The following is a 20,152-nucleotide window of genomic DNA, read 5'->3' as shown; positions in this document are numbered from 1 at the left end:
TGGTTTTTGAAACTGCCCGCCTTTTACTATGCCGAGTATTACTCCTGGCAAGCAATGATCCTGTCTTTCGTGCTGTATGCCAGTTTTGCCACACAATCTTCGTAGAAATGCAGGTCTACTTCTTCGAAGACTGGGTTGTTGGATTTTAAGCGAATGCTGCTTCCGGACTGATTAATATCAATGTAAGAGACGCGATTGTCTTTTTCATAGTGCCAGCCTCCGATCGAGACGGAAGACGTGAAGAGAAGTTTGATAAGCGCATCGTTCTTTGAAGGTTTTGACGTGCGGGGCTCCTTTGGTACTGCGCTCGCTTGTGCGGTAATTGGCACACTGATGGGGTCTGCTGGTACAGAGTCAACGACGGGCTCCCCGGCCTGTGGTGGCTCAGGTAACCAAATAGGAGCTTCTTCAGGTTCAGCTTCTTTAGAATGGTTGAGATAAGAACTGACACTAAAGTCCTTCTCAACCGAAAAGTTCATGAAAACAGTCGCTACTAAAACCACCGCGATAAATGGCCATATCATCATGCTACTGTTGATATCCGCATAAACGACGTTTCCTTTATCCATATAGTTCTTTTTGTAGAAAGAATCGTACAACGAGAAGATGCGTTTATCATAGATTCTCAGTCGAGAACTTAAGGTGACGCTCCTAAACCTGTTAGGGATGCCGTCATAAACCTTTTTAATATATGTTTTGTTTTTTAAAAATAGGGGGTTGTGTGTGGTTTTGTGAGAGAAAGAAATAAGATCTCTCAGTTTTTCGGGTAATGACAATGGTGACTGGGTAATAATGAAAAAATCCGTATGGAATTTACGGTGTTGAGCAAATAACTGAAACCATCCTTCCTCATTTTCTCTTGAAGCAAATTGAAATTCGTCGATAACAAAAACCACATCTCGTTCTGCATCATCCACGATTGGAATGACATCAGAAAGATTGACATCCTGTATATAAATCAAGTGCGGGCTATCAACATGGATGGGAATGTTGGTAACAACAAGCGTTCCCTTTTTTAGGTTAGGAAGTATGTGATATTTGACTGCCTCATAAGACTTGCCTGTACCGGGTCGACCGTATATTAAAGACAACATAACTACGCCCTCAATACACGAATAATGGTAATAACAGGAATGGCAAGTAAGCCACAGAAAACGACGAGTGAAAACCCGAGAAAGAATGCCTCGTTGACCATGTCGGCAGGCGTTAGTCCAGTATCGTCAGCAATTTCAGTAAGTTTCAGTACTGCTTCGGTTAATTGACTAATCACTTGGTCGCAGGTACTTGAGCTTTCATTACTGCCTGAACTACAACTGGTGTTATCGGGATCGTTACCGTTACCGTTACCGTTCATTTTTTATCCGAGAAGTCAGCCCGTTAAAGCCGTTTGGTAGTCGATGTACTAGCATCACTATGAACAGGCTGAGTATGACCTATCATTAAACTATAGTAATAAATGGGTGATTAGGCATGGATACGATAAGTTTTCTTGTAGGCGCAATGTGCGGGTTTGTTTTTATTCTCCCAATCCTGATGTCAATCGTCGCTTGATGTTGGAAATAATAAGTAGAACCCTTCCTTTATACCGCATTATATCTCTTAAAATAGTGTCTAGTAATATTGTTTTGTGATTGAGTTTCTGGTCATTTTCTCAAAATGAGAAAATGCGGTGCTTTTTAATATATGAATTAATTAATGAAAATTTATTTTGTTGAATTTCTCATTTTGACAACTAAATTGAGAAAGGTGAGGTAAGTTTTTTCATTTCTTGCAGAATGCAGTTCTGCATGAAAGCTGTGAGGATAACTGCGATGAATATGAAATATGTACTGTACTGTGTTGCTGCTTTATTTGTCCCATTTGAAGTGCTCGCCGATGCAACTGCAAATATCGGACAAATATCAGACTCCATTAACTTAGATTCTGTTGAGGGTACGGCATCTGATGTAGGTGTAGCGGCAGTTGCGGTGGCAGCGACGGTCAAAGCGGTAGGTATAATCAAGAACGTCATTAATCAGGCGTGACGGATTCGGCCCATAAAACATATTTACTGAGGCGAGGATCAGACATCGGTCTTCGCCTCAGTTTTGTTTTGAGTTTACTCTAGGTGTTTGGCAAGGCCTGTCGCTAATCTGGAAATGGCGTCAGCGAGTTCATCGTTCGTTGCGTTGGTGAAGTTCAGGCGAAGTGCCGCTTTTGCCGCTTCAGGTTGCGGATAGAATACCGGGCTTGGAACCACTGCTACCCCGTCTTTTAACAGTTCTTTAGCCAGTTTGAAGGTGTCGCAGTTTGGCAGCGTCACCCACACAAACATACCACCATCTACCTGTTTTACTTCACAGCCTTTCGGCAGCTTTTTCAGCAACTCTGAATACAAGGTTTCATAGCGTGACTTATAAAGCGTGCGAATCGTATCAATGTGATACTCAAAGTTGTCATGCTTCAGAAGACCCAGCAAGAGTGCCTGCATTGGGACGCTGGAATGTAGATCCGCACCTTGTTTGATTTTGATAAGAGGCTCCAGATAGCTGCGTTTGCCGCTCACAATACCTACGCGTAAACCAGGAGAAGCAATTTTAGAGAATGAACGCAGCACGATTGAGTGCTGCGGACAGAAATCAGAAACCAGAGGAATCGCTTCGCCCGAAAAACGCAATTCGCGGTATGGGGCATCTTCAATCAGGGCAACATTGTATTGCTCGCAGAGCGCTGCAACCTGTTTACGGGTTTCCAGTGACCAACACACACCCGTTGGGTTGTGGAAATCTGGTACCGCGTAAAACATTTTTGGTGACTGTTCATAGAAAACAGTGCGCAAGGCTTCGATATCCGGGCCGAACTCGGTTTGCGGAACGGTCACGATGTCTGCCTGAACCAGTCCAAATACCTGCATTGCGCCAAGATAGCTAGGTGCTTCCATTACGACTTTATCGCCAGGGTTCACGTAAGCACGGGCAATCAGGTCGAGTCCTTGCTGTGAACCGGTGCAAGCCATCGCAATATGAGTATCAGGCAGTTGGAAGTAATCAGTCAGGAAGTTCAACAGCGGCGTATAACCCGCGGTGGCCCCGTATTGAAAGACTTCTGGCATGTCAGAAAGGGTTTCGAGTGTTGGCTTCATCAGATCAATGGGAAATGTCTTTTCATCAGGCAAACCACCTGCCAGTGAAATAACATTCTTATCTGATGCCGCAGCAAGAATTTCACGAATGTACGAAGACGGGGTCTGTTGAAGAGACTTAGCGATTTCCATGTTTGCACCTGATTGAGTTTTTATTATTGGCCCCATTTAAGGGGATTGAATCATATTACTCCTCGTTGATTGTTTTAGTATGTCTGTTTATGCTCTTAAACATGTCCATTTATGCTATTTCCATTAATGAGCCAACAGCATATTTCGCGCATCAATGATGTGCTCTATTACATTCACAAAGATATCAGCCGAGACTTACCTGCAAAGGAGCTGGCTGATGTGGCCGCGTATTCAGAGCAACACTTTCACCGTATTTTTAAGAGTGTGGTAGGTGAGTCTATTCATCAGTACATCCGAAGAACGCGTATGGAGTATGCAGCGAATCAGTTGATGTTCGATGCAGGATCATCCGTACTAGAGATTGCCAATAAATGTGGCTTTAATTCGGTGTCCTCTTTTAGCCGTGCGTTCAAAGCGACTTTTCATGTCGCGCCGGGAGAGTGGCGTAAACATGAACTGGAAGGGGATGAGAAGCCTTATTTACGCGATCCTGAAGTGGCGGCGGGTTATCACAGAGTATCAACCCGACAACTACCGGAACCCAAAATTGTCGAAGTGCCGGAGCGTTTCGCTGCATATGTTCGCCATGTTGGTTACAACCGCTCGATTAAGAACGCTTGGCGTGTGATGAAAGCTTGGGCTAACGCAGAAGGACGGGATGACAGTATTCAGTTTGGGTTGCATCACTCCAATCCAGCTTGGGTTGAACTGGATAAATGCCGCTATGTCGCCTGCATTGCCATTGATAAGCCCATCAAAGTGCGTGGGGTGGTGAATCAGCTGGTGATTCCGGGAGGATTGCACGCGGTATTTAGGCTAACGGGCGTTTACGGAGAGTTGTTGCCACAAATCAGTAAGGTGTTGGAACAATGGCTTCCAGCTTCTGGGTTCAAACTGAACTCGACACCTGCTTATGTTCACTATCATAAGAATCATTTTCTTAACGAAGATGAACGGTTCGAACTCGATTTCTATCTTCCTATCAGTTTCTATTAGCTGCGCAAAAAACAGAAACAAGAAAGCCGCCAAATTTTGCGGCTTTCTGACTTTATTTTCTGGTTTACGCAGTTTGCGGTTTAGGCTGATAACGGCCTGGTTTGTGGTTCATTGCCAGTATCAAATTGGTGGAAATAGCGCCAACGACAGACAAGGCGATTAACCAGAAATCAACAATAAACAGCGACATCACCACAATGCTGCAGTCCAGCGCCATTTGTACCTTTCCAGCGCGGATACCGAAACGTTCCTGCAAATAAAGGGCGAGAATGTTGAATCCACCCAGACTCATCTTATGTCGGAAGATCACCAACATACCGATACCAATTAACCCACCGCCTAGAATCGCAGCATAGAAAGGGTCGATGCGCGCAATCTCAATGACGTGGTGAAGATGATCGACGGCGACAGAAACAATGGTCACTGCGATAAATGTGTTGAGAGTGAATCGCCAACCCATTCGCATGACAGAAAGAATGTAAAACGGCAGGTTCAGAACGAAGAATATTTGCCCGAAACTGAAAGTGCTGACTTTGGTCAGGAAGATGGCGAGTCCTGCTGTACCACCAGTCAGTAGCCCGACCTTATTAAAAAAGATGACGCCAAGAGAAACGAGCGCACTGCCGAGCAACAATGCCAACAGGTTTTCTCTCAGACTATGTTCCTTATCCATGATGTAGATTCCTTCCTTGGGTCGCCGCCAAAAAGAAAAGAGCAGCGAAAAACAGGGCACAAGATGCGGAAATCAGGTCTGAAAGTCGAGATTGAACAGTAGATTGGGTCGTTTGATAGTGTGGAGCAAGATTTACACTTGCTGTACACGTGCCATGAGAATTGGGCGAGATAGGAACCACAAAAACTTGTACAAGGCTTAGTTTTTGTATCACTTATGCGAGGGGGGGGCAGTCTCTATGAATATATAGTCTTGCCTATTTTTCTTTTTATGCATTGTCGTATAGCTTTACCACCGGACTCGTAAAAATGTTGCACATGACGTTGTTGTGCATGAAATCATTTTAGGAATCCAGGAGATGGTTCTTTTTCCATCAAGTTCGTTCTAAAAAAGTTGGTGTGTGCTGGATGAACAACAATAACGCTACAAGACATCTATTCACCAAGTTTATATCTCGATCCGTTGAAGGCGTCTGGAGCCCATTACGTGCGCTACGCGATGGCATGTTGTGGTTGGTGCCTTGCCTGATCCTTTCCAACACATTGGTGTTCATTTCCAGTCTGCTCGATTTCTTCGGGTTCTATGCGCCAACACTGCAAGAGAACCTGACTCAACTCTCCGCGATGCTTGTTGAGCTGTATCCCTATTTTTTTGCGGCATCGATTAGCTCGATGTATGCGATTTACTGGCGATTGGCGAGGCCGCCGGTGGTCATACTGAACATGGCGTATGTCGCTGTGACAGCACAAGTCATGGGCAGTGACGACAAAGCCGTGGATACCTTGTTGCTCTTCGTCGGCTTAACCTTGCCGCTCTACGCCGTGCCTCTGCTCTCAAAGACTAAACGTTTCCGGTGGACTCGCATCCTCAACAGCGAAATAGCCGGTAAACCTGTAAAAGACTCGATGAATTTGATGCTTCCCGGTGTCATTGTTGCGGGCTTTGTTGCCTTGGTGGCGATGGGGTTGTCTTGGGTTTACCACCTGTTCGATGTCGAAATCATGCTGCAAACGTTACACAACACAGATTTCGAAAATGAACCCATTGAATCAGGTGCGATTTTTACCACTTTGAATTCCGTGTTTTGGTTCCTGGGAATCCACGGATACTATGCATTGACACCACTTGTTGAGCCTCTGGTTCATGCGTTGGAAGTCAACCGCAGCACGGTGATGGCAGGGGGTGATGCGCCCAACGTGATGAACCTTTCAACCATGGCGTTGTTTGTCTTTGTTGGCGGAGCTGGGTCCACGTTGGGACTTTCCATTGCGGTGCTGATCTTCTCTAAGAACACCAAAATGCGCCTGATCGCGCTGACAAGCATCCCGCTTGGACTGTTCAATATCAACGAACTGCTGTTGTTTGGCTTGCCCATCATATTTAATCTCCGTCTGTTTTTACCTTTCTTACTCACACCTCTGATTAACATGTGGGTGGCGGTTCTGGTGTTGCAGACTGGCTTGGTCACTGTGCCTTACACCTTGGCGCCGCTCACCAGTCCGGTCGTGATCAACGCGTACATTGCAACAGGCGGAGATTTAGCGGCAGTGGCTTTCCAAATCGCCATTGTGGTGATGAATATCTTTGTCTATCTGCCGTTTTTAAAAATGCAGGAGAAAGAGGCGAGCAAACAGAATGTCTATCTGCCTTCTCTTGATACGACGTATACCCGTAAGGAAGAAGAGGCCTATGTCCTTTCTTTTGACCCGGTGAGAGAATCTTTGCTTCGTCTCAGAGAGATTGAAGTCACACAACTGCACATGGAATCTTTCTCTCACCGCGAATTCTTTTTGGAGTTTCAGCCTCAAATCAGCTGCGAAACCCGCAGGGTAGTGGGTGTAGAAGCGCTTATCCGGGTCAAAGATGAGGATGGCAACGTCGAGCTGCCCGGAGAGTTTCTCCCGTTCTTTGAAAAGGCCAAGATGCTGAGTGATATCGACATGTGGGTTGTGGATAAATGTGTCGATCAATGTCATATCTGGATGGGACAGGGGCTGGAAATACCGATTAGCGTGAACATCACAGCGGATACGTTAGCCAACAAAAGCCGGATAGACAGGATAGTGAACCGGATAAGCAGTGTGCCTGGCTTAATCCACTTTGAAATTACAGAAGACGCCTTGTTAGGCAATGAAAAAATGGTGGGAGAGTCCATTCGTCGGCTGCATAAAGTGGGGGCATCCGTACATATCGATGACTTTGGCACTGGATACAGTTCGTTGAGTTACCTCAACCGCTTTGATATCGATGCGCTGAAAATTGACCGGAGCTTTGTTCTCGCTTTGGGAAATGACAGAGGCCAAAAAGTCTTTAATGGATTAATCGCCATTGCCAACGAGCTTGGCATGAAAATCATTGTGGAAGGTGTGGAAACCGAAGAGCAGTATAGCTACGTCGCCCGAAAACACGATATTAAGGTTCAAGGTTGGTACTTTTCGCGTTCACTGGCAGCGAATGACTTTCTCGAGTTTTCATCAAATCGCAGACTAGCTTGAAAAAAATTGCCCCTTTTGAGGGGCAGGATAGAAGACATTGATTTGGGCTAGAAGGCCATCGTATTGAAGAAACAGCCCAGTCAATATCGAAGGGCTTATTTTAAACCCCGAGACAATACTGGTATAGGCGTTAGGGGAAATATCGGCGGAAATTGAACGGTATATCAAACAGTTCTGGGCGAAAAGTGTGAGAGGACGGTATAGGCTTTCTGAACTAATACTTTACTGTTTTAGAAAAAGAAAACCCGGCCATTGGCCGGGTTTGTTTGGTTAACTCGTTGACTTAAGACAGTGAACCAAATCCTAACAAGTCATTGCCGTTTAATGCCACGTCTTCAGCGTCCGTCCAGATGGTGATCGTGGAGCCAGACGAGCTCTCAAAGACGTACGCATCCAGTTCGCCAGCTTGGGCGTCGGTGAGTCCCATAAAGTTAATCATCTCGGCAGACAGTTCCGCTGTTGGTGCGGAAGCAGAGTCGTAAACCCAGCCTTTCGCATCCAGATTGAACGCATCATCACCTTCACCAAGGTAAGCAACGAAGCCATTCCAATCACCAGGGTTAACTAAAGACGCTGACTGGAATGGGTCTGACTGTGCCTGAATGGCGAAAGCATTGGCGGTGACAGTTTGATTGCCTTCATCGCCCACCACAGCTTCTACCTGTGCAATCGGCTTAAGGCCAGAGGTCAAACCGTACGTCACACCAGTGAAATCAACATTGGCGTCGCCTTCCACAATCAATTTGTCGAAGCCACGGTCACCGATGTAGATGTTGCCATTCTCTTTCAGGAAATTCAGGTCAGAGAAGTCTTCCTGGTCGAAGTAAAGGGTGTCATTACCTTCACTGCCCACATAGATATCCATGCCTGTGCCACCATCCAGTGCGAAGTCATCTTCGTAACCCGCCTGAAGGTAGTCGTTACCCGCGCCGCCATAAAGGCTGTCACTGCCAAGGCCACCTTGGAGGATATCGTCGCCGTCACCGCCGTAAATGAAATCGTCCCCCGCGCCGCCAAACAGCACGTCGTTACCTGCGCCACCGAAAATGATGTCATCACCGCCTTCGCCGTAGATGGTGTCGTCGCCGTCACCACCGTCGATGGCATCGTTACCACTTGCCAGAGAAGGATCAACGTCGATCTTGACGGTTTCAACGGTCGAAACGTTGAGGTTGTAGACGGTATCGTCAAAGTCATGATCACCAAGGTTTTTCAAATCTTCCCAGTAGAAGCGGTTGCCGCCTTCCAGATGATGGTCCTTACCATCCTGATTCAGGGAAGCTTCCGAGAAGTACACCCAGTTAGTGTGCACGGTACCTTGAGAAATGACCGGATTGGAAATATCAGAAAGGTTCAGGGCAACTTCACCCATATCAAAACCTTTCCAAGCACCATCAACGATCAGGAAGGTGCTCAGACTTGCTGCGCCTTCTGTCTCAATTTGAATCACGCGGTTTTCACCATGATCTTTCTCGTGCATTTGCTTAACGTTTGCGATGACCACATAGGCTCCGATCACGTTGCCATCTGCGCCATGCAGCATGTAGCCCACGCTGCTCTGGTAGCCTGTGCCATGGCTGAAATCGCTGAAATCGAGCTCAACGGTGTCTTGGTTAGCAATGTTATACGAGCCGTTTTCGGTGGTGATACGCGTTTTCTGCAATACAGTGGTGTGTAGGTCATCGCTTTGAATGCCTGTGTCACCGTAAATCAGGTCATCACCGCTTTCGCCGCGGATAACATCATCACCGAGACCACCTTGAATGGTGTCATTGTCTGCACCGCCGTAGATATTGTCGTTGTAGGTGACTGAAGAAACACCGACATTTAGGCCGTTCGAATCTGAACCTTTCACGACATCCAGCGTGTACGCGGTGTCGTTCATGTCTTTGTCGCCAAGGTTCCACAAGTCTTCCCAGGCTTCCTGGTTACCCACATTGACTTTGTGATCTTTACCGTCTGCGTTTTCCTCTGTTTCAGAGAAATAGACCCAGTCAGTTTTCACTGTGCCAGTTTCCGTGGTTTGGGAAACGATGGGCTTGTAAGCATCAAGGTCGAAGTTCACTTCACCAGCTTCAAAGCCTTTGTGGTGGCCATCGACGATGATGAAAGTGCCGAGTTCAACACCGCCTTCAGTGTCTGCATCGACAATCAGTGAATCCACGTCTTTGACATTTGGCGCAACGATAACCGCTTTGATGACGTTGCCGTCTTCATCGCGGATGTAATAACCAATACTGCTCTTGTAGCCAGTGCTGTGAGTAAACTCTGAGAAGTTCAGGGTAACAGTTGATTCGCCACTGATGTCGTACATGCCGTCTGGCGTGTCAGCAAACTCCGGTGCTGATGAGTTATCGAACACGTTTAGGTTGTAAACTGTGTCATCAAAATCATGATCGCCCAGGTTGTTCAGGTCTTCCCAGTAGAAGCGGTTACCGCCCTCAGCCTGATGGTCTTTTCCATCTTTGTTCAGCGATTCGTCTGAGAAGTAAATCCAGTCCGTGTGAACATTACCTTGAGCGACAGAAGGGACTGCGGCGTCGGAGATTTCGATAGATACTTCACCAATGTCGAAGCCTTTCCATGCACCATCAACGATGATGAAAGTGCTCAGTGATGCCGCGCCTTCGGTATCGATATCCAGTACATAGCTGTCGCCAATGTGCTTAACGTTAGCGATGGCAACATAAGCATTGATGACGTTTCCATCAGCGTCTTTCAGCATATAACCAATACTGTTTTGGTATCCGGTGCCATGTGAAAAGTCACTGAAATCAAGCGTGACACTGCTTGAACCAGAGACATCATAGCTACCTTCATCTCCCTTCAAACGGGTTGCTGGTGCAGGCTCAACGGCTTGCACTTCTTTTCCGCCTTGATTGTCACCAAAAATACGGTCTTCGCCAGTGCCGCCGTAAATGGTGTCGTTGCCCAATCCACCGTAGATGGTGTCATTACCATCACCGCCAGAAATCAAATCGTCGTAGCTGTATGAGGTGTTGTTAGTACTATCAGGGCTTTGAACGGATGGTGTTTGTGAGCCTTTCTGAATATCCAGCGTGTAGGCGGTGTCGTTCTTGTCATCATCGCCCAGATTGTGCCAGTCTTCCCATGCTTCACGGTTGCCGACAATCGCCTTGTGCTCTTTACCGTCTGCGTTTTCACTGCTGTCAGAGAAATACAGCCAGTTAGAATCAGCATGGACAGTGCCGGTCTCAGTGGTTTGCGTCACGACGGGTTTGTCACCATCAAAACTCAGGTCTACAGTGCCTGCTTCAAAGCCTTTTTTGTGACCGTCAACGATCAGGAAAGTCCCCAGCTCTACGCCGCCTTCGGTTTCCACATCAACAATCAGTGACTCAACGTTTTTAACGTCCGGCGCAACAACAACGGCTTTAACCACATTCCCGTCTTCATCAAGGATGTAGTAACCCACGCTATTGTGGAAGCCTGTGCTGTGAGTGAACTCAGAGAAGTTCAGGGTAATTTCAGTTTCACCGGCAATGTCATACAAGCCAGAGGATTTATCCACAAACTCAGGAGGTGTGGTGTTTTCAAAGACATCCAGGTTGTAAACCGTGTCTCCAAAATCGTGGTCACCGAGATTGTTGAGGTCTTCCCAGTAAAAACGGTTACCGCCTTCCAGCATGTGGTCATGACCATCTTTGTTCAGCGATTGGTTGGAGAAGTAAATCCAGTCTGTTTGATGTTTACCTTGCGACACGGTTGGGACGCTGCCCGAGAGGTCGATATCAACAGCACCGATGTCAAAGCCTTTGCTTGCGCCGTCAACAATAAGGAAAGTACTCAGCGAAACCGCACCTTCCGTATCGATGTCGAGTTTCAGGCTCTCACCCAAGTCGTGCTCATGCATTTGCTTTACATTCGAAATGGCAACGTAAGAACCAATGATATTGCCGTCCGCATCCTGCAACATGTAACCGATACTGCTGTGGAAACCCGTGCTGTGAGAAAAGTCGCTGAAATCCAGAGTGACGCTTGCTTGACCAGATACGTCATAGGTGCCATCAGTAGTCGTAATACGACCATCTGTTGCGACAGTTTTGGTGAGGGATAGGTTGTATGCTGTGTCGTTTTTGTCGTTATCGCCGAGGTTATACAAGTCTTCCCAAGATTCACGATTGCCGACAATGGCTTTGTGATCTTTACTGTCCTGATTCACATCTTGCTGTGAAAAGTAAACCCAGTCAGTGGAAACAGTGCCCGTGGCTGTTGTTTGTGAAACGACTGGCTTGCTGCCGTCAAAATTGAAATCAACATCACCGGCTTCAAAACCTTTTGAGCTGCCATCGACGATAATGAATGTGCCGAGATTCGCGCCGCCGAGGGTGTCAATGTTAACTTCAAGCGATTCAAGATCTTTCACGTTTGGTGCGATAACAACAGACTTAATGACATTACCTTCCGCGTCGGTAATGTAGTAACCGATGCTCGTGTTGTAGCCTGTGCTGTGAGTGAAATCTGAAAGGTTGAGTGTGACTTGCGTGGCGTCACTGATGTCATAGAGGCCATCGTTGTCAGCGAAGGTAATATCGCTGCCTTCGCTTTGCTGTGAGCTATCAGTGACTTCACCGTCACCGTAAATCACATCATCGCCACCTTGTCCTAAAAGAATATCGTTACCGGCATAGCCAGTAATACGATCCGCTTCGTTCGTACCTGAAATAAAATCTTGTCCTGTTGTGCCAATAATATCAGCCATTGAAGCCTCTCCTTAATGAGGTCAAATCATCCAATGTCAGTCGGGCACAAGTTCGTATTTTTTTGCTTGTTGTTGCCCAACCTCAGTCAATCGAGTGCTTTTTAACATCAGGGCAAACACTGGAATATGGTTGGACTTAAAAATGAGAGAAAATTGGACCTAATGATAGGCTGGAATTGGGCGCAAAGTATGAGTTAAGACTAGGCTGATTTTGAAGAGGACATGCTTTATAACTCTTTGAAAAGATATCAAAAATATCTAGACATGCTTGACGGTTTATTTCCCGGTCACCGATGGGTGGTGACCGTATTTCTAGACGTGGCAGGGTACGTCAAAAATCAGAGAATGTAACGACTCTACGCGGATCATTTCATCAGCAGGAATGGCTAACTGCATGGCGATAATGCGGTTATAAAGTGACCAATGCTTAAGAAGCAGCTTGTCTTGGTCATCACCGCAATCAGGCCAAGTTTCTGCCATCATCGGGCGCAGACTGGTAGCGGCATGAACGGTTTGCAGCATCTGCCATTTCATTTCCCACATATCGACAGGCTTTTCTGGATTGTCGCGGTTGTACTCATCAAACAGCGAAGAGAAAGCGGCAGAAAACTCATCTTTGGAGCGAAGGAAGTAACGCAGTAAAGCATCATCATCCTGTCGGACAGCGTCAGCAATAAACTGGATTGGGCGAGGGTGAACCAGCGTAAAAGCACTCATGTAAGACAGAAAGTGATAGACGCGTTGGGCGCTGGTGTATGACTCGGGAAGATAGTTGATGATGGCGGTAATGTAACGTTGCATGAAGTCATCCATACCGTCACTTACTGCTTGCCAGATCTGCTCTTTGCTACCGAAGTGGTGGCGGATCAGACTGTGTGAAACACCTGCTTTTTCGCTGATATTTCTAAGTGATACGCGCTCAAAACCCTGCTCGGCAAACATGTCTGCTGCTGCATGGAGAATGTCGCATTTCGTCTGTTCTGCTGCTTCCGCACTACGACGGCCTTGCTTTCGTTCTTGCATATCTGTCTGCAGTTTCCCCTAAAACACTGTGCATATTTACCAGATCCCAGAAAAGGACTCCAATATTTTTATTATACACGTGGAAAATATATTGATCTGTTCGTATTCAGTCTTATACTGCACAGGTGTGTAATATAAACCTATGGAGTGAGTGTTGTGCGATATCAACGAATGAAACGCACCCTCGGAAATGTCCTTGCCCTGTTTGTCATGGTGGGATTGTTGTCAGGATGCAATGAAGCTGTCTCTGAAACGCCGGAACCTATGCCAGTGAAGCCTGTAAAGCTTTTGGCAGTGGAAGATTATGTGCTCTCCAGTTCGGATAACTTCCTGGCTGAAATTGATGCGACAAACCGTGCACAGCTTTCTTTTCAGGTGGGTGGTGAAGTCCAGCAACTGAATGTGCGAATGGGACAGCGCGTTGCCAAAGGCGATGTGCTTGCGACACTGGATGACAGTGATCTGGCTTTATCCCTGGATTCAGCGAAAGCCAGCTATTCACTGGCGCGTACTCAATGGGAGCGCTCTCAGCGCCTCTACGCCAAGAAGCTAGTGAGTACAGATGTGTATGAGCAGGCAGAAACCAACTACAAAGCGGAACGCGCCCGTTATGAGCAAGCTAGAACTGAGCTGGGGTATACCCAGCTGGTAGCGCCGTTTGATGGTGTGGTTTCCTACACCTTCGTCAAACCGAATCAAGTGGTCGCCGCGAAACAGCAAATCCTGAACATTATCGACAATGCGAAGCTGGATGTGTCTTTCACTATGCCAGTCAGCTTTGTGGAGAGAATGGGGATTGCCAACCTGTCAGCCCAAACCATGTGGCTTTCTCTGGATAGCGAATCCAACCTAAAAATCCCGGGCGTATTCAAAGAAATCTCGACCCAGCCAAATACCGATACCAATACCTATCAAGCGACCATGACTGTCGTTCGCCCTGAACACCGTAACTTATTGAGTGGTATGACAGGGCAGGTACACATCGCGCGTACAGAAGCAGGTTTACAACTCTCTTTGCCTGACACTGCGTGGGTCAGTCGCAATGACAGTGAAGGGACAGTTTGGGTGATGGACCCATCTACCCATCGCGTCGCAAAAGCGGCAGTTTCTCTGACGCCACAAGGCAAGATTCTCTCTGGTCTGGATGAAAAAGATCTGGTGGTTGTCGCCGGTGTAGAAACACTTCATGAAGGTCAGGAAGTGAAAGCATGGGAACGTGAGGAAGGGATTTGATGAAAGTAAAAGCACTCACTGCCGCAGTGATTGGCGCGTTAATGCTGACTGGCTGTCAGACTGAAGAACAGAACGTGACGGCGTCACCTCTATATGTGTCGACCGTACAGGTTGATGCTCCCGTGAAGAACCAATTCCGCACCTTTAAAGGGGAAGTAGTGCCTGCGGAAAAAACGCCTATCGCGTTTCGAAGCACAGGTGAACTTCGCGAAGTTTATGTTAAAGCCGGCGACCATGTAGAAGCGGGTCAGTTGATTGCACGTCTCGACGACAACGCCGTCCGTCAAACTTACAACGATGCGAAAGCGCGATACACCCTGGCTTCCCGACAGCTTGAGCGTGGACGTGGTTTACGTTCAAACGAAATGATTTCAGAAGCGGAACTGGATGAGCTTCAAGCCAATGCGCAATTAGCCCGAGCCCAGTTTGCTTTAGCGCAAAATCAGTTGAAATACACTGAACTCAAAGCGCCATTCACAGGCGCGGTTTCTGATGTGCCTAAAGAGCGCTTTGAGCGAGTTCAGGCAGGTGAGCCAGTGGTAAACCTGTATCAGGACGACAAGGTCTATGTGCAGATTGAGCTTTCTGACAATCTGCTATCGATGATCAACCCAACCGGTGAGCGCATTCCTTACACACCGCAAGTGACCTTCTCTGGCATCGATGGTGATTATCAAATGCGTTATCTCGAACACACCAGCGAACCGAACGAACAAACGGGTAGCTACGAAATGTGGCTTTCCATGGCGCAGGTTTCACCTGAAATTCTACCGGGTACGACTGCAACTGTATCTGTAGATATGGTGCAGGCCGGTATCTTGGCTGTTGATGGCTACAAAGTGCCGATGACGGTACTTCAAGCGGGTGATGAGAAGGGTCGTTTCTATGTGTGGAAACTCAAAGACGATCAGGTCAATCGCATTGAGGTGGCCGTTTCAGAAGTGACAGGTGATGGCGCCATTGTCGCGTCTGGCATTTCTGAGGGAGACATTCTGGTGAACTCAAACCTGCGCAAACTGCGTGAGGGTAAAAAGGTAGAGGCGACGGAGAAAAGTAACGGATGAACATCGCTGAATATTCAATAAAAAATAAAGTCATCAGCTGGCTTTTCATCGTCATCCTCGCGGTTGGTGGTGTGTTCTCTTTCCTTGATTTGGGACGACTTGAAGACCCTGCGTTTACGATTAAAGATGCCATGATAGTCGCAACTTATCCGGGTGCGACACCAAAAGAGGTCGAAGAAGAACTGACGTATCCGTTGGAGAAAGAAATCCGTCGTTTGCCTTACATCGACAAAATCACGTCCACATCCTCAAGCGGTATGTCGCAGTTGATGGTGTCGATGAAGATGGATTACGGCCCGGATGAACTCCCCCAAATTTGGGATGAAATGCGCCGCAAGATTAACGATCTTCAACCCTCTCTTCCTAGCGGCGTGAATTCACTCTCTATCATCGATGACTTTGGTGATGTGTTCGGCGTGATGCTGATGCTCACCGGCGATGGGTACGATTATGTAGAGCTAAAGCGCTATGCTGATTACTTGGCCCGAGACCTGGAACTGGTCGAAGGTGTGGGCAAGGTGTCTATCGCGGGTGACCAGCAAGAAATGCTGTTTGTTGAGATTTCTCTCGACCGACTGGCAGCGCTTGATCTGGATATGACCACAGTTTCGTCGCTACTCAATCGCCAGAACAATGTCGTCTCTTCCGGTGAAGTCATGGTGAACGGTGAAAGTCTGGTGATTCGACCAAGTGGTACTTTGACCTCAGTAGAAGCGCTGGAAAACCTGATTATTCACGGCCGTGATACAGGCAATTTGATTCGCCTGAAAGATGTGGCGACAGTGTCGCGTGACATTCAGGAAAAGCCGGGCAATGTCATCAGCTTCAACGGTAAGCCGGCGATCAACATCGGTATTTCATTTGCCTCTGGTGTGAACGTGGTGGAAGTAGGGCAAAGACTCGATGCAGAACTTGAACGTCTGGAGTCGCTCAAACCCGTTGGTATCGAATTGAACCACTTCTATAACCAAGCGGCAGAAGTTGATGCCTCGGTTCAGGACTTTGTGGTGAGTCTGGGGCAGGCGGTGGCGATTGTTATCATCGTGCTGCTGTTCGCCATGGGGATGAGAAGCGGGATCATCATCGGCCTTGTGCTGCTGTTGACTGTGTTTGGTACCTTCATCCTGATGGATTACAACGAAATTGAACTTCACCGAATCTCACTGGGCGCGTTGATCATTGCTCTCGGCATGCTGGTGGATAACGCCATTGTGGTGGTCGAAGGCATATTGGTTGGTCTGAAGAAAGGGCGCACCCGTGTTCAGGCAGCGGCAGATATTGTTAAGCAGACCCAATGGCCTCTGCTTGGTGCAACTGTGATTGCGATTACGGCTTTTGCACCGATTGGTCTTTCGGAAGACGCGACCGGTGAGTTCATGGGCTCGCTGTTCTGGGTACTGTGTTATTCATTGTTCCTGAGCTGGGTAACGGCGCTGACGATCACGCCTTTCCTCGCTAATCTGTTGCTCAAAGAAGAAGACGCAGCAAGCGAAGATGTTGACCCGTATAAAGGTTGGTTGTTCACCCTGTTTGGCTGGTCGCTGAAGCTGGCGATGCGATTTCGCTGGCTGACAGTGGCTGGCATGATCGCCTTGTTGGTGGCAGCGGTGATGGCGTTCGGCATGGTAAAACAGCAGTTCTTCCCGCCGTCAAACACGCCGATGTTCTACGTCGATCTTTGGATGCCGGAAGGCACAGATATTCGCAAAACGATTGAAGAAACCAAGAAAGTTGAAGATTACGTTCGCAAACAAGATCACATTGATTTTGTGTCGTCTTCTGTGGGTCAGGGTTTGCAGCGTTTTGCGCTGACCTATCAGCCAGAACAAAGCTATGAAGCCTATGCACAGATCCAAATCCGTGCGACAGACCGGGAAAACATGTTCGTGGTATTGCGCCAACTCAACGCAGAGCTTCCACGGGAATTTGATACACCAACATTCCAGTTCAAATTGATTGAGTTTGGACCGTCTCCAGCTTCCAAAATAGAAGCCCGTATCACGGGTGCAGATCCGCAGGTATTGCGTGAAATCGCAGTACAGGTGGAAGACATTCTTCATACCGATCCGGGCGCGAGAAACATTCGCCATGACTGGCGTGAGCGCACCAAAGAGTTGGTGCCCGTGTTTAATGAGTCCAAGGCACGCCGTTTGGGTATCTCGAAAGAAGATTTGTCGAACACCCTTCAAATGACATTTGGTGGTGCGGCGATTGGTCAGCTTCGCGATGGTACAGACATTCTGCCGATTGTTGGCCGTCTACCAGAGAATGAGCGTGTCGATTTCGAATCTATTCAGAACGCGACGATTTGGAGTCCGTCTCTGCAAGCTTATGTGCCAATCGATCAGATCATTGATGGTGTTGAGCTGACCTGGGAAGAGCCACTGATCAAGCGTCGTGACCGTAAACGCACACTGACGGTATTGGCAGACCATGACATTCTGAGTGAGGACACGCCGGCAGCACTGTTGAGCCGTATCCAACCGCAGGTGATGGATCTGGAATTGCCAGCAGGATATGAGATTAGCTGGGGTGGTGAGTACGAGTCATCTAAGGATGCGCAGGATTCGCTATTTGGTTCCTTGCCGATGGGCTACTTGCTGATGTTTGTCATCACCATGCTGTTGTTCAATTCACTGAAAAAGCCGTTGGTTATCTGGTTTACGGTGCCGCTGTCGATCATCGGCGTGGCGTTTGGTTTGTTACTTTGGAACATGCCGTTTAGCTTTACCGCGTTCCTTGGCTTATTGAGCCTGAGCGGAATGATCCTGAAAAACGGTATCGTACTGCTTGACCAAATTAACCTCGAGCTGGACTCGGGCAAAGAGCCCTATCAGGCGATTGTAGATAGTGCGGTAAGCCGTGTTCGTCCAGTAAGCATGGCGGCGCTGACAACCATTCTGGGTTTGATCCCATTGATGTTTGATGCCTTCTTTGGCTCGATGGCGATCACCATCATGGCAGGTCTTGGCTTCGCAACCATTCTGACGCTGATTGTGGTTCCCGTGATGTTCTCTATCCTGTTCGGCATTAAGCCGCCGAAGAAAGTGAAAGAGGCGGAACTCGCTCCTGCGGTTTAATGGTTAGCAAGTAATATAGAAAAAGCCCCGAAAGGGGCTTTTTTCGTTTATGCGGCTTTCCAACTGCCATTATTCACCAAATTGTTGGTGACTTTATCAATGGCTTTCTTGGCTCGGGCAACGATTTCGTCAATGTCTCCACGATCAACTACCAAAGGTGGCGCGAATCCCAGAATATCGCCATGTGGCATTGCCCGTGCAATCAACCCTTGCTCCATGCAGGCCGCCGCGATTTGTGGACCGACTTTGAGGTTAGGGTCAAAGTGCTCGCGTTTGTATTTGTTGCTGGAAAATTCCAGCGCATGCAGCAAGCCAATTCCGCGGCTGTCACCCACCAGTGGATGGTTAGCAAATGTTGCCTGCATTTGCTGCTGGAAGTACGCACCCGTATCCCGTGCATTGGCGGTCAGGTTCTCGCGCTCGATAATATCGAGATTACACAGTGCCGACGCTGCGCCGAGTGGATGGCCGGAATAGGTGTAACCATGGCCAATCGCGCCCCATTGGTCAGTGCCATCTTCCAGCACTTTCCACACACGCTCACCAACCATCACACCAGAAAGCGGTTGATAAGCGGATGTCAGGCCTTTAGCGACGGTGATTAAATCCGGTTTCATGTCGTACATGATCGAACCGAAATCTGCGCCCAGACGACCAAAGCCACATACCACTTCGTCCGAAATTAGCAGAATGTCGTACTTATCCAGCACTTTGCGGATTTCCTGCCAGTAGCCTTCCGGCGGTGGAACAATACCACCCGTTCCTAACACGGGCTCACCGATCATCGCTGCCACTGTCTCTGGGCCTTCAGCGAGGATCATTTTTTCAAGCTCGTCAGCGCAATGTTTCGAGAATTCGCGCTCTGTCATTCCATCGTCTTCGCGGCGATAGTAATAGGGCGCGAGGGTGTGTTTGATACGCTCGAGCGGAAGATCAAAATGCGCATGGAAAAGAGGAAGACCAGTCAACGAACCTGACGCGATACTCGAACCATGATAACCACGGTCACGGGAGATGATTTTCTTCTTCTCTGGCAACCCACGTGCGTTGTTGTAGTACCACACCAGTTTGAGCTGAGTTTCGTTCGCATCGCTACCAGACATGCCGTAATACACCTTGCTCATGCCTTGGCCTGCCATTTTCAGAATGCGTTCAGAAAGGGTAATCAAGGCTTCGTTAGTGTGACCGACATAGGTGTGATAGTAGGCGAGCTTTTTAGCCTGCTCATAAATCGCCTCGGCCATTTCCTCGCGTCCATAACCAATGTTGACGCAATACAGGCCAGCAAACCCATCAATCAGTTCAACGCCTTCAGAATCCTGAATACGAATGCCTTTGGCATTAGTGATAATTCGGCCGTCCATTTCGCCGTGCGCATATTGTTTGAGGTGCGTCGACGCATGAAAGACGTTCTGACGGTCAATCTCAAGCAGCGCTTTGGTATCAATTTTATTGTTCATAGTGAAGTTCCTTCAAGGGGCTGTTGACCTTTGGTGATGATTTTTGCAGCAGTTTGTGGGGAATTTATGCAAGGCAGAGGCTTCGATGTGTAGCTCGTCTACATGAGAAGCCGATAACGCCGCAGAAATCCCCCACAAACGCTGCCCGAAGG

The 20,152-nt window shown here is 47.9% G+C and carries 13 protein-coding genes; 6 read left to right on the top strand and 7 right to left on the bottom strand.

The features are described 5' to 3' along the window. Nucleotides 1–38: 38 nt before the first annotated feature. Both RN22_RS23510 and RN22_RS23505 read right to left on the bottom strand, forming a co-directional pair. Nucleotides 39–1,094, bottom strand: coding sequence for a zonular occludens toxin domain-containing protein (locus RN22_RS23510; protein WP_046308295.1), 1,056 nt, complete (start codon nt 1,092–1,094; stop codon nt 39–41). Nucleotides 1,095–1,096: 2 nt separating this feature from the next. Further along, entirely contained in the window at nt 1,097–1,354 is a 258-nt protein-coding gene (locus tag RN22_RS23505) for a hypothetical protein (protein WP_046308293.1), read from the bottom strand. Nucleotides 1,355–1,811: 457 nt separating this feature from the next. Between RN22_RS23505 and RN22_RS23500 the strand changes: the two genes are divergently transcribed. Further along, on the top strand, nt 1,812–2,024 hold the full coding sequence (locus RN22_RS23500) for a hypothetical protein (protein WP_046308291.1): 213 nt from the start codon (nt 1,812–1,814) through the stop codon (nt 2,022–2,024). Nucleotides 2,025–2,098: 74 nt separating this feature from the next. On the opposite strand, the gene RN22_RS23495 is transcribed toward RN22_RS23500, so the two are convergent. After that, nucleotides 2,099–3,253 (bottom strand): PLP-dependent aminotransferase family protein, encoded by a 1,155-nt coding sequence (locus tag RN22_RS23495; protein ID WP_046308289.1) that lies wholly within the window; start codon nt 3,251–3,253, stop codon nt 2,099–2,101. A 126-nt stretch (nt 3,254–3,379) separates the two neighbouring features. Here RN22_RS23495 and RN22_RS23490 point away from each other — a divergent pair, with 126 nt between their 5' ends. Next, the gene (locus RN22_RS23490) at nt 3,380–4,249 is read left to right on the top strand and encodes a GyrI-like domain-containing protein (protein WP_002535718.1); all 870 of its coding nucleotides are present in this window, start codon (nt 3,380–3,382) and stop codon (nt 4,247–4,249) included. Nucleotides 4,250–4,313: 64 nt separating this feature from the next. Here the strand turns inward: RN22_RS23490 and RN22_RS23485 are convergent, their stop codons facing one another. Further along, complete coding sequence (locus RN22_RS23485) at nt 4,314–4,922, bottom strand: YitT family protein (RefSeq protein WP_046308287.1); 609 nt, start codon at nt 4,920–4,922, stop codon at nt 4,314–4,316. Between the two features lie 407 nt (nt 4,923–5,329). On the opposite strand from RN22_RS23485, the gene RN22_RS23480 reads away from it, so the two are divergent. Next, nucleotides 5,330–7,417, top strand: a complete 2,088-nt coding sequence (locus RN22_RS23480; protein WP_052737591.1) for an EAL domain-containing protein — start codon at nt 5,330–5,332, stop codon at nt 7,415–7,417. Between the two features lie 283 nt (nt 7,418–7,700). On the opposite strand, the gene RN22_RS25515 is transcribed toward RN22_RS23480, so the two are convergent. Continuing rightward, nucleotides 7,701–12,140, bottom strand: coding sequence for a DUF4114 domain-containing protein (locus RN22_RS25515; RefSeq protein WP_052737590.1), 4,440 nt, complete (start codon nt 12,138–12,140; stop codon nt 7,701–7,703). Between the two features lie 312 nt (nt 12,141–12,452). Continuing rightward, nucleotides 12,453–13,163: a TetR/AcrR family transcriptional regulator gene (locus RN22_RS23470; protein WP_046308286.1), complete on the bottom strand. Its 711-nt coding sequence runs from the start codon at nt 13,161–13,163 to the stop codon at nt 12,453–12,455. Between the two features lie 156 nt (nt 13,164–13,319). On the opposite strand from RN22_RS23470, the gene RN22_RS23465 reads away from it, so the two are divergent. The 3 genes from RN22_RS23465 to RN22_RS23455 are packed head-to-tail and all read left to right on the top strand — an operon-like array spanning nt 13,320 to nt 18,540. Further along, entirely contained in the window at nt 13,320–14,396 is a 1,077-nt protein-coding gene (locus RN22_RS23465) for an efflux RND transporter periplasmic adaptor subunit (protein WP_046308285.1), read from the top strand. Next, entirely contained in the window at nt 14,396–15,460 is a 1,065-nt protein-coding gene (locus tag RN22_RS23460) for an efflux RND transporter periplasmic adaptor subunit (protein WP_046308283.1), read from the top strand. Before RN22_RS23465 ends, RN22_RS23460 begins: the two co-directional genes overlap by 1 nt. Next, nucleotides 15,457–18,540, top strand: a complete 3,084-nt coding sequence (locus RN22_RS23455; protein WP_046308281.1) for an efflux RND transporter permease subunit — start codon at nt 15,457–15,459, stop codon at nt 18,538–18,540. Before RN22_RS23460 ends, RN22_RS23455 begins: the two co-directional genes overlap by 4 nt. 47 nt (nt 18,541–18,587) lie before the next feature. Here the strand turns inward: RN22_RS23455 and RN22_RS23450 are convergent, their stop codons facing one another. Beyond that, the gene (locus RN22_RS23450) at nt 18,588–20,000 is read right to left on the bottom strand and encodes an aspartate aminotransferase family protein (protein WP_046308280.1); all 1,413 of its coding nucleotides are present in this window, start codon (nt 19,998–20,000) and stop codon (nt 18,588–18,590) included. Nucleotides 20,001–20,152: the final 152 nt, after the last annotated feature.

Source organism: Grimontia sp. AD028, assembly GCF_000973155.1.
In the GTDB taxonomy this organism is placed as follows: Bacteria; Pseudomonadota; Gammaproteobacteria; order Enterobacterales; family Vibrionaceae; genus Enterovibrio; species Enterovibrio indicus.
This window is presented reverse-complemented; position numbering and strand designations above follow the sequence as displayed.